The sequence below is a fragment of the Okeania sp. SIO2F4 genome (assembly GCF_010672385.1).
In the GTDB taxonomy this organism is placed as follows: Bacteria; Cyanobacteriota; Cyanobacteriia; order Cyanobacteriales; family Microcoleaceae; genus Trichodesmium.
On sequence record NZ_JAAHGT010000214.1, the window covers coordinates 1 to 11,907 of the forward strand.

Sequence of the window (11,907 nt, forward strand, 5' to 3'; positions counted from 1 at the left end):
ATCACGCCCCAGTTTCAAATTTACTACAAAAAAAGTGGAGTGGGAAGGGGCAGCTCATAGTTGCCCCTTCCTTTGACCAACAATAATTATCATTATCAATTGTACATTTGATTTTTTGGAGGTCCCTAAGCATTCAGCTATTAGCTATCAGCTATAGCAATCTTAAATGATTTGTGAAAAAACACTGTAGGTGTTTGGTCTCCAAAGCAAAGTAAAAAAGGGATTTGGTTTCCAAATCCCTACGATAAAATACTACAACTTATTACTAAATGGGGTAAATATAGCGAAGTTGTCATAGAGGGAAATTTAGATATTATTGCAGTTTTCAGTGGTTGGGAGTGTGTGGCGCACTTGGTACGCAAAAGCTAGTAAAATAACCACCATATCTGCTTTTTAGCTATTCACAGAAATTCACTTAAATGTCTAATATTGTGCAATATTTCATTGGATGCGATTATGAAAATATCAGTTTCTGAGATGCTTACAGAGTAAGGTTTTCATTCTTATATTGCCCCTGGTGACAGCTTCGCGCTTATTTGACCCTACTACCGATCGCCCTTATTGTGCTTGATACGGCAAAGATGAATGGTGCAGATTGATTTTCAGATCGCCATTTTCATCGCGAACATAACCAAAAGTGTATTCTACCTTGATCTCGCTACCGTCTGTTTTGGTGAAAAAATACTCACCCATGGAGGTGGCTGTATTGCACTGGGTAATAATTCCTTCATTCTCAAAGCGCACATTGTTAAAGGGTGCAAGAGCAAAACCTTCATCTTCGCTGATGCTGCCGCCGACAAAATAAGACAAAGCCTCTTTCTCTGTGCCTCTGAATGGATCATCGCTGGCCAGTGTTGGTTTGAACAAAACCGTACCAAGATCATAAGCATAAAGTCTGTCAAGAGTGCTTTGTGCTTCTGCTTCTGGGTTTTCTGCCTTGCCAATGGCAACAATGGCTTTGCCCCAGCTTTGCTGTGCAGCTAAAACATCGTTTTCTGTCACAGGATTTTCGCATGGCGCAGCCTGTGTCGTTGGCGTAGATTGAGGGTTCGTACAACCAGCCATTGTGGTTACTGTGGATACAATTAAAAGTGCAAAGAAATATGGTTTCATGGTCGTCTTTTTCTTTTATAGGACTAGACGTAAAGAGGGTAACCTATTTCCGCCTACAAGCAGTATAAACTATTTTCTTGAGAGAGTTGCTGAAATTGTTCATCATTTCTGGATAATTAGCTAAGGAAATGTAACTTATGGTAGGGGTTTAGTTACCGAAAAATTTAGGTATAAAGCCTCTCCATTCATGGATAAAAGAAAAAAAATTCCTTTGAGTCAATCTTTCTATTACAGAAGAGGTAATTATTAATTATTAGACATAGGCGTGATAATTAAAAATTAAATCAATCCCATACCCATAAATCATTAATTATTTCCCCCTACTCCCGTACGGGCGATTCGCTCTTCGCCCCTACTCCCTACTCCCTCTTTTCCACCAGAGGTCTATTAATTATTGAAAACCTCTGCCTGAATGTTTACCCTTTTTTAATTTATTAGATAAACTTTTCCCTGGTCTAAATCATAATAACCTCCCACAACTTTTAGTTTATTTTCTTGCACTAACTGGTTAATTACTGGAGAAGAATTCATAATTTTTATTTGTTGAAATACATTAGCTTTCACAGCATTTTCTACAGGGTTTCCTGGTTGACCTTTAGCAACTTCTACAGCAGATTTAATTGCAGCAATTATACTACCAATCTGACCAGGAACAAGTTTTCCATCCATTGCTGCTTTGACTGCTCCACAATTTTCATGTCCTAATACCATTAAAACTTTTGAACCTAACACTAAAGTACCAAATTATATACTACCAATTTCTTCAGGAGTAGCAATATTTCCAGCTTCTCTAACAACAAATAAATCTCCTAAACCTCTATCAAAAATTATCTCAACAGGTACACGAGAATCTGCGCAATAAACAATACTAGCAAAGGGTTTTTGACCAGAAGCAACTTCTGTTAATCTGGCAAAACTTACATTATGATTTGTACGTTTATTTTCAACAAATATTTTATTTCCTGCCATTAATATTTCCAAAATTTCATCTGGAGACATTTCTGGAGAAACTTGAATTTGGGCAGGTGTTGTTGATGTTGCTTCTGGTTGCTGAACACTTTCTTTTTGACAGCTAACAGCTAAAGTTGTTGCTCCTGTTGCTAGAGCAAATTTGCCATAATTTAGTATTTTTCTGCGGGAAATTTTACTACTAGAGTTTTTGGGATTTGTATTCATTAGATTTTTCCTTGATAATTTGATTTTCATTTTTGCAGCCTACATTATAGCGTTTCTGAAATTACTAGACATCTCCAGAAAAAAGGGAATAGGGAATAGAGGAAAATAATTGATTGGATTTTTTATTATTGAAGATATCTACTGAAGTACAGTTATTTTTCTTCTTTTCTATTCCTTGTTTCCCAAATTACTATTCCCTACTCCTTACCCTTTACTTCTAGTATTTGCATAATATTGAGACTCGAGACTTACACACAACCACCATATGTAGTAGGGGTGGCCGTTAACCCCTACTACATTACCGCCAAAGATTAGCTAAATATTGACGCACATCAAAAAAATCATCCCAAGATATATAAGACTTTTGCCTTTCATCTAAATACTTAGCTAGGCGATCGCGTGCAAAGACCAAGGAAGCTTCTAAACCCATATTCAAATCTGTTACTGAATCTCCTATTGCTATTTTTTCACTAGCATCATATAAATTCATCACCTGTACTTTTGCCATCAACTCCGTGTCTCCTTCAAACTCAGAATGTACCTGTAAAAAATTACCTGCATTACTCACATCCACAGCATAAATAGCTTCTATCCTATTTACCAATTCTCCTAATACCGTCTCCACCATTACTCTAATTCCACCAGAAACCACAACAAACTTTATTCCTTCAGCATCAAGAAAATCTAATAATTCTACTAAACCTGGTCGTATTTGCTTTGTCTGGGAAAATTCAATTATTTCCGAATAACGTTCTGAAGGTATAGCTTCCAACATTTGGCGCACACCTTCCCGTAGAGTTATCCGTAATTGATAAATTTCTGGCATCACTTGAGCTGAAACTTCTGGAGCAAAATACTTCAACATTGCCACAAAAGTTTCATCGGCAGTAATAGTACCGTCAAAGTCACAGAATACAACTGGTTTTGAGCGATCTAACATTTTTATCATTTTATATTAAATACGTTTAATTCGGTATAAAAAAATTTTCCAGCGACCTAATTGCCAAATTTTTTACAATGCTCTTACCTCCTAATACTAATTACCAAAAGACATCTCCAATCATAAAAAATAAAATCAATTATTGTAGAGCAATTATCAGTTATTTCCCTTCTCCACTCCCTACTCATCTTTGATGGAGATGTCTAAAAGTAATGCTATACTTAGGTGATACTTCAATTATTAAGTAATTAACACTAGCCCAATAACCTTTTTGATAATTATTAGCCACCTAATATGTTAATTATTCTTATGTTTACTTCTCCCCCCACTCCCACCTTACAGCTGAATAATTATTAATTATTCGGTAATATTTGGTAGATTGGGGGAGAATATACAACGAAGCACAAACGCCTCCAAATTAAAACTTATAGAAATTTAGTTATCTATCAGACAAGAACTTAATCTAGCAATGACAATTGCTTTTTTCTGCTTTGTCTTCCTTAGACCTCTTGCAAAAAAATTTTGTGCTATAATAAAACTTTATTTTTTGTCTAAATTTACCTGACAAGAACCCGGGAATTCGTCATTTTTTTGAATAATTAAATTCTAGGGCGATCGCCAATCTGATATAGAACCCGGGTAATTATAACGCTACGCAAATACGCTCTTGACATTCTTCTGTTCCCTTATAATCCAAATTTATTCTCAAACACCAAAAGACGTAGTGCTATAGTTATCGTATCGTCGAGGAGTCAGAATTGAGAATTCAAAATTCAAAATTCAAAATTCTGGATAAAGAAAGAATTTGAATAAAATGAATTTTTAAATTCGTATTCAATTGAACATCTGTATTAAGAGGAAGTAATGGATATGATTACTGTATAACCAGATTTTATATGACAGTTGGTTATAGGTAAACTCAAAAAATGAATAACTTTTTATTATATCACGCATGAAAAACTTTTGTAATAACTGGACTTTAGGAAAAAACAGGTTAAAAATAAGGTCAAACCTTTATACTGTAATGTTTTTACCTGAAATTAAACGTTTTATTGGTATATCTAGGTTTCAGTCATTTTAAGCTCTCTTCAGGTATTTCCCTTGCTAATACTGGGTTTAAAGCCATTTTCAGTGTCAAAAATCTAAAAGTCCAGATAAGTCTTTTGTCTTCCTTGTCTATTCACAACCAGAAAGTAAAAAAACCTACCCTTGTGAACCACTCCCCTACTGCCTCACTTCTGACTCTAAAGCCAAAGCCTGAAAAAACGCCTTTACCCCTGCCTCTCTACCATTAGGATAATCCATAATTCCTGTACCAGCCATCAAAATTACATCCTGACCATAATCTCTTAAGACTTGAGGTACTACACTCGGTTTAATACCAGCAGCAGGAACAGGAAACACATCTCGACTCCGGAGAATATCCCGAATTTTTCCTTCCTCAATAGGGTCAAAACCGAGACTGCCATAACTAGCAGGATACAAAACTGCATCCGCACCAGCATGAGCCATCAAAGTTCCCAATACTACCGGATAAGCAATACCATAATTAGGAGCAGCACATATTGCCCCTGCTAAAGCTGGATGAGCAAAAATCGGAACATTAATTTCTGGATCGGCAGCCAAACTTTCTAATACAGAAAAACCATAAGATAAAACATTTAGTAAAAGTGCATTTGCACCTTCACGCACTAATAATTTTGCAGTATCCAGTGGATTAGAACATTTCCCCAATTTACTCGTAACATTAATAGCATATAATACCGTCCGACCCGTTTTTTCCTTAACTTCCTCCAGCACTTGGCGACAAACATGAAGACGAATGAGGGTGGGAGCTTCCTCAAGATTTCCCATAATTTCATCATCCTTAATAATATCCAGACCAGCATTAGCTACTTCTCTTAAAATAGAGGCATAGTCTTCCGTCGATAAACCTAACGCTGGTTTAAAAATTCCCATCAGTGGCGGGCGAACGCCTACTCCTAAAATTTCCCTAATACCTTTAATGCCAAATTTCGGGCGCAACCCATAATTTTCTGGCAGACGCACCGCTGATACTTTGGCAGTACCCGCCATGGAATATTTACCAAAAATCATAGTTAACAGACTGGGAATATCTCCTTCCACATTTGCTTCTGGAAAAGCAACAGTGACTATGCTATCCCCTTCTGGGTTAGTCACACCCTTGACAACTTTCCCTAAATGTGAATGCAAAAACTTTTCTCTATGGGCAAAATTTGCACCCCAAGTACCTGCTGTTTGTCCCACTGCAATAATTTGGCCTTGTTTTTCAGCATCTACCTCTGGTGGGAAAATGTAGTCAACCTCAATAGTCATAAATTCCTCAGCTAAACTTCCATTAATAATTTATAGCACTACACAAATAGGGCGCAGACATTTATAAATGCTCTCTCCTCACTCAGGGATTACTTCTAACTTCTAATATTATGTCCGGTTGAATAGTTATAAATAATAGAGTTGTTGGGAATTAAGCTAAAAAAATGGCTAAAACCCTTATTAGTCAAAGTTTATAGTGTTTTTCGAGTCTAAAATCCTGAAAACCTTATAAAATCAGCTTTTGAGCATTTTAAATTTTTATTTCCCAACAACTTTAATAAATAAATGATGATAGGGAACAGAAAATTTTTTCATCACTAATTATCCGGACATGATTTCATTAATTGATAATTGATAATGGATAATTGATAATTACAAGAAGGTTAAAACCGCTCGGGAATTGAAGATGGGGAAATATCATTTCTTCTCTTGGTCGATTGGAGGAAAGCGGAGCATGACAAACGGATGGGATGGCGAGGTCTCCCACTCTTGACAGAGCCGCTCCGAAGTGCGCCATATCCAATATCCCCTTGAGAGCGGTCGGAAAGCGGAGCATGACAAACGGATGGGATGGCGAGGTTTCCTCTGAAAAAACTTTTTGACAGTTTTTACATCTAAATTGACGGCGATTAACAAGTAGAAAAACATCAAAGCTACTCAAGGGAATATCTCTGAGTCTATATCCATGAGATGGATGGATTTTATCTGTAGTCTTTTGAGGGGGAAGGACAAGTTGTAGTTTGGACTTGATTTTCTCATTCAATTCTTAAATTCATTTTCAGTAATAAAATGGTAATTAGTTGCTTTAAAACCTTCAAAATGAAAAAGAGAAGGGAGTTAGATGGCATATTATTAAAAGTTCATTTTTGTTGCTCAAATTCAATATATTTTATCGGATCAAAATCTGCTGTTAGTTAATATTTAGCAAGGGTTTGAGCATACTTTACTTGAAAATTACTAAGTAAAATGTAATTTTTTTATTCTTAAATTTTCATAACTACTCTAGAAGAGCCATTATTAATTATTAGAAGTCAGGGAATAGGGAATAGGGAATAGGGAATAGGGAATAGGGAATAGGGAATGAAATTGTTGATTTCATATCTTGAATTGATTTCATTTTTTATTTTTGGAGATGTCTATTAATTATTAATTATTAATTATTGAACATTGGTATAAGGGGATTTGGTCTCTCAATATAAAACCCTTGACCATAGTCAATACCTAAATCACTGACTTTGTTGAAAATAGACTCGGTTTCTACATATTCAGCAATGACGATCAAACCCATTTTCTTACCGATATGATGAATACCCTCTACTATTCTTTGAGAAACGGAATCTTTTTCCATCTTCTTAATAAACATCCCATCAATTTTTAGGTAATCTACTGGCAAATTTGTCAGATAAGAAAAAGAAGACATTCCTTTGCCAAAATCATCTAATGCGAAACTACAACCTAGTTGTTTGAGAGACTGAATAAACTGGGCTGCCTTTTCTAAATTAGTAATAGCTACAGTCTCAGTAATCTCAAAACAAATTTGTTGGGGAGGCACTTGATAAAAAGCAAATTGATGTTCGATAAATTCTAGAAAATAACAATCGTTAATACTAGCTCCAGAAAGATTAACTGTAAAAATCTGGTCTTTGTATAATAGAGAAATTTCACGCAAAGACAGATAAGCTAATAGAGTTTTAACTACCCAACGGTCAATTCTGGGCATTAAATGATAACGCTCTGCTACTGAGAGAAAAATAGTTGGTGCAATTATTTTCCCAGAACCATCCCCAAATCTCAGGAGAATTTCACACAGCTTTGTTTGCACACCCTCGTGCAGTGGTAATATTGCCTGAGAATACAAACAAAAACGATTTTCTCCCAAAGCATTTCGCAGTTGTGTGGCTAAATTAATTTCTTGTTTTTGCTTCTCCAGATTTTGCCTAGAGGAATCATAAATCTCAACACAATTCCTGCCAGAAGTTTTAGCATTGTAGAGAGCCATATCTGCTGCTTGAATTAATATCTCTGGATTAGATTGATTAGAGCAGTTACTATCTGCAACTCCTAAACTACTTGTCACCCATTTACTCACTGCTGAACCTTGATGGGGAATTTTTAAACCTTCTATTTCTGTTCTAATATTTTCTGCAACTTGAAGTGCTCCTTCTATAGGAGTATTTGGCAAGACAACCGCAAATTCTTCCCCCCCGTATCTAGCAACAAAATCTCCTGGTCGTTTCACTACAGCACTAATAGTCTGAGCCACCTGTTGCAAACATTTATCTCCCTCCTGATGACCATAAGTATCGTTGTAGAGTTTAAAATAATCTACATCTACCATAATGATTGACATTAAAGTTTTATACCGTCCTAATCTTTTCCACTCTTGTTGTAGTTTTTCTTCAAAGTGACGACGATTATAAACTCCTGTCAAACCGTCAATATAAGCTATTTTTTCTAATTCTTGATTTAGTTGTTCTAAACGATGATAAAGTTGAGCTTGTTGAATAGCAATTCCTGTCTGAGTTGCCAAGCGCCTTAATAAATCTGTTTCTGATAGGAGCCACTCCCTTTTTTCCCTACAATGATGAGCAATTAATAATCCCCACACAACAATTTCTGATACTTGTTTATCTCCTTCTTTTTGACTAATCAAGATTGGCAATACCATATTTGCTTTAACTTGAAATATTCTAAGTAAATCTCGATGGCAATCTGTTATCTCTGGGCTTTCGATATCCTCTATGATACTAATATAACCTTGTTTAAATTGTTCTAGAACATTTTCATTAGGAAAACATGGGTCGGTAATAATGTTACCTAAAATGGGGGTATAACCTTCTGTTACAGATTCCTTTTCAACAATGCCACTTGGACCTGGCAGAAAACGGTAAATAATCACTCGATCGCACTGTAATAAATCTCTGACAGAATCTACTGTTGTCTTTAAAATTTCCTCTAAATTTAAAGATTGATTAATCCTGTCTAAAATTAGCCCTAATAAATGCTCTTTTTGCCTAAGCTTCTGAAGTTCTAATTCAGCTTCTTTCTGTTCCGTAATATCTAGCATTGTGCCAAATATACCTATAACTTCCGAATTATTATCGACAATTACAGTAGACTTAGTAGAAATATATCTCAATGTACCGTCGGGTCGAATAATCTTATATTCTGATTCACGACCTTGTTTTTGTGCTAATACTAAAGCTAGATTTTGTTTCAATAATTCTTGGCTTTCAGGAACCAACATTTTCAGCAATTCTGAATAAGTTGGTTGCGATTGATTGGGATTAAGACCAAAAATCCGAAATGCTTCATTCGACAAAGTTATTTTTTCTGTAGCTATTTCGTATTCCCAGTTACCTAAATGGGCAATTTTTTGTGCTTCTTGTAGTTTAGTTTGGCTTTCTTTGAGAGCTTTTAAACTTTGATTTCTGTCAATTGCATAACGAATTACCCGCTCTAATGTATATCCTTTAATTTCTGAGTGATCTAGATAATCTGCAGCACCTAAACTTATAACATTCACATCTAATTCTCTATCATCTTCATCTGTCAGTAATATAATTGGTATTTGGCAACCCCTAACAATTGCTGTTTGCAGTAGTTCTAACCCTTTTTTTTCTCCTAAATTATAGTCAACTAAACAAACATCATGCTGACCTTTTTCTATTGCTGCTAATCCTGCTTCATAAGTCTTTTCCCAATCTAGGAATATTTTTGGTTTTTCCAGCTCTGATAATAAATCATTGATGAGAAGATAATCCTCTTCATTATCTTCTATTAAAAGAACATGAATAATTTCTTGATTCATTGGATATAATAATTTTTTTGACAAAATATTTTTACTAAAAAAAATTAATAAATATTGATTTTTTTTCTGTATTCCAATAATACCATTTTAATCAAATAATTTGACCAAGCTAGCCTCAGCGATCAAAAAACCTTATTTCAATTTCTCTTTGACTAAATATAGTAGCTCATGGTTTGTCTCCAAGAAATGCGGGAGTAGCTACCAATATACAAAAAATAAGATAAGACTTCTTGCAAAAGTATTTCGTGGTATAATCAAATGCTATTTATTTTAGGAGTAACCACTACAGTAAGCGCGATCGCCACCTAAAAAAGTGATGGGACAGCACTCCTTACTCCTTTCGCTCTGACTGCCAAGTCGAAAAAGTTAATTAAGTTTTCAAGGAAAAATTATTGTCTAATTATTAAATAAAATTGTTTGGCAAATCAAATTAATTTAATCGTGAAATATTTGCAAGCCAAAAAGTTATCATCAACAGAATTTAAGCGTTTGACAGGGGTAAAAAAAACTTTTAGAGTAATGGTTCGTACTGTCAAAACTCAAGAAAAAGAAAAAAAGAAATCAGGACTAAAGCCCAAATTAATAGTTGAAGACCAAATTTTAATGACTCTTCAATATTTGAGAAAATATAGAACTTATTATCATATTGGATTGGACTGGAAAATGCTTGAATCTAATGTCTGTCGTATTGTTCATAAAATTGAAAATATCTTAATTAAATCTCGTCAATTTCGACTGCCGGGAAAAAAGAATTATGGAAAACTTATGCTGAAGAAGAACTGGTAGTGATGGATGTCATGGAAAGTAAAATTGAAAGACCATTAAAACTGCAAAAACAGTTTTACAGTGAAAAAAAAAGAGAAAATACACTAAAAACAAAATTAGTAATTCAACAAAAAAATGAAAAAATCTTATGTTTAGTCAATGGAAAAGGTATAACTGATGATTTTAAAATATTAAAAAAAAATACTACCGTTAAATTTGGGAATTTAATTAAAGTTATCGCGGATAAAAGTTATCAAGGAATAGGTAAAATTCATCAATTAAATCAAACACTACTCAAGAAAAAAAAAGGGAAGAAGTTAACTTTCATAAGAGAAAAAATATCATCGGCAACTGAATCAATTAAAAATTATAGTAGAACATATTAATAGACGACTAAAAATCTTTAAAATTCTCTCTTATCCTTACCGAATAATTAAGGTTTAAAGCCTCTCACTCGCCGTGGAGAAACAAGCGGTCTTTTGCCTTAGCGTGTTAGCGAGAGCTACCGTAGCAAGAGGCAGCTCCTCCGTTTGCGTAGCATTCCGAAGGAAAGGAAGCAAGAGGGAGCATGGAGTAGGATGGGATGGATGAGTTACCTAAGCATATCCAATCTCCCCTTGAGAAGACAAAATTTTCACGCTCCGCCTCAATCCAATCCATTTTAGGGAGAGGTAATTATCCATGATCCATTAATGAACAAAATCTTGGTCAAAGATTTGGACTAAGAGCCAACTTAATAGCTCGTCTTTATAATTATGATTTAGCTAATTAACTTTCAAGTTGAATTTATTAAATCTCTAGTTAAGTTGAGCTTTTAATTATTAGCTGAACTTATTTTTCTTGCCTATTTTTAATGACTTTGGTTTGTGGCGATCGCCTCTTATTAATTATTCAAGAAAATTGATAAATTCTGGATATATTATCAAGCAAACTTAGACCCAAAAATAGCAATTTACCATAGCACAAAATATTTTTGCAAGAGGTCTACTCTGTTGGCAAGCAGATCAGATTATCGTTTTGGATATAGATTAAGCCTTGCTGGCGTAATTTACCCATAAGACGAGTCACAGTTACACGGGTGGAACCAATAGCACTACCAATTTGAGCATGGGTCAAAGGCCAAGGTAAATAATAACCGTTTGTTAGTTCTGCCCGATCTTCACTAATCCAGGGTTCTCCATATTCTTCAATTAACAGTGTGATAAATCCAAATAACCGATCGATAGTACGACGTTGACCCAGGGTACTCAGCCACAAAAGTTTCCTTTGATGTTGATACCTAAAAGCATCTAGAACTTCTCTGCGGAAGTGAGGCCAGTTATCGAGGTCATGCCAATACATCCACAGTACAGTTGTTTGATCGGCATGAGCATAAGCTTGTAGTGTAAATGGTGACTGAGCTATTAGTTCAAACGGTTGACCAGCACCGACAAATCCAAGGAAAGCTTCGTCTGAAATTGGACTTGTTTTTGACTTGCTAGACTTATTGCGATTGGCACTAATGTGGGCATTACCTACTAGTCGAATTGCTCCTTTTTGTATTAGATACAACAAACCAGGGCGGGCGGGAATACGTTCATCTTTGGTAAAAGCTCTACTACGGTAGTGTTCTTCTGCCCAATCTATGATCAGTTGCCAAGTCAAAAATGGCCTATTACTAGGGGCAGAATTGTTAGTAGATTGTATATTTAGTGACATTTCTGGTAGGTCTGGATGTGATGATAGTTGCATTTTTACTCTCTTTTGCTAAAAGTTGGACTTAAGA

5 protein-coding genes and 2 pseudogenes are annotated in these 11,907 nt (G+C 35.1%); 1 reads left to right on the plus strand and 6 read right to left on the minus strand.

Going from position 1 to position 11,907, the window contains the following annotated elements:
* Positions 1 to 558 precede the first annotated feature (558 nt).
* The 5 genes and pseudogenes from F6K22_RS15415 to F6K22_RS15435 all read right to left on the minus strand — a co-directional run bounded on the left by F6K22_RS15415 (position 559) and on the right by F6K22_RS15435 (position 9,377).
* A complete protein-coding gene (locus F6K22_RS15415; protein WP_293099248.1) occupies positions 559 to 1,065 on the minus strand; it encodes a hypothetical protein in 507 nt (168 codons plus the stop codon).
* 474 nt (positions 1,066 to 1,539) lie between these two features.
* Positions 1,540 to 2,319: pseudogene (locus F6K22_RS15420) on the minus strand (carbonic anhydrase).
* Between the two features lie 268 nt (positions 2,320 to 2,587).
* A complete protein-coding gene (locus F6K22_RS15425; RefSeq protein WP_293099251.1) occupies positions 2,588 to 3,229 on the minus strand; it encodes an HAD-IB family phosphatase in 642 nt (213 codons plus the stop codon).
* A 1,224-nt stretch (positions 3,230 to 4,453) separates the two neighbouring features.
* Entirely contained in the window at positions 4,454 to 5,566 is a 1,113-nt protein-coding gene (locus tag F6K22_RS15430; protein ID WP_293099253.1) for a RuBisCO large subunit C-terminal-like domain-containing protein, read from the minus strand.
* A 1,153-nt stretch (positions 5,567 to 6,719) separates the two neighbouring features.
* A complete protein-coding gene (locus tag F6K22_RS15435) occupies positions 6,720 to 9,377 on the minus strand; it encodes a GGDEF domain-containing response regulator (RefSeq protein ID WP_293099255.1) in 2,658 nt (885 codons plus the stop codon).
* Positions 9,378 to 9,818: 441 nt separating this feature from the next.
* Between F6K22_RS15435 and F6K22_RS15440 the strand changes: the two are divergent.
* Positions 9,819 to 10,571 (plus strand): annotated as a pseudogene (locus F6K22_RS15440) (transposase); the annotation flags it as partial.
* 555 nt (positions 10,572 to 11,126) lie between these two features.
* Here F6K22_RS15440 and F6K22_RS15445 read toward each other — a convergent pair.
* Entirely contained in the window at positions 11,127 to 11,873 is a 747-nt protein-coding gene (locus tag F6K22_RS15445; RefSeq protein ID WP_363273637.1) for a helix-turn-helix domain-containing protein, read from the minus strand.
* Between the last annotated feature and the right edge of the window lie 34 nt (positions 11,874 to 11,907).

Coding starts and splice junctions, on each gene's coding strand:
- F6K22_RS15415 (WP_293099248.1), bottom strand. CDS start 1,065: ATGGCTGGTTGTACGAACCCTCAATCTACGCCAACGACACAGGCTGCG.
- F6K22_RS15445 (WP_363273637.1), bottom strand. CDS start 11,873: ATGCAACTATCATCACATCCAGACCTACCAGAAATGTCACTAAATATA.
- F6K22_RS15425 (WP_293099251.1), bottom strand. CDS start 3,229: ATGTTAGATCGCTCAAAACCAGTTGTATTCTGTGACTTTGACGGTACT.
- F6K22_RS15435 (WP_293099255.1), bottom strand. CDS start 9,377: ATGAATCAAGAAATTATTCATGTTCTTTTAATAGAAGATAATGAAGAG.
- F6K22_RS15430 (WP_293099253.1), bottom strand. CDS start 5,566: ATGACTATTGAGGTTGACTACATTTTCCCACCAGAGGTAGATGCTGAA.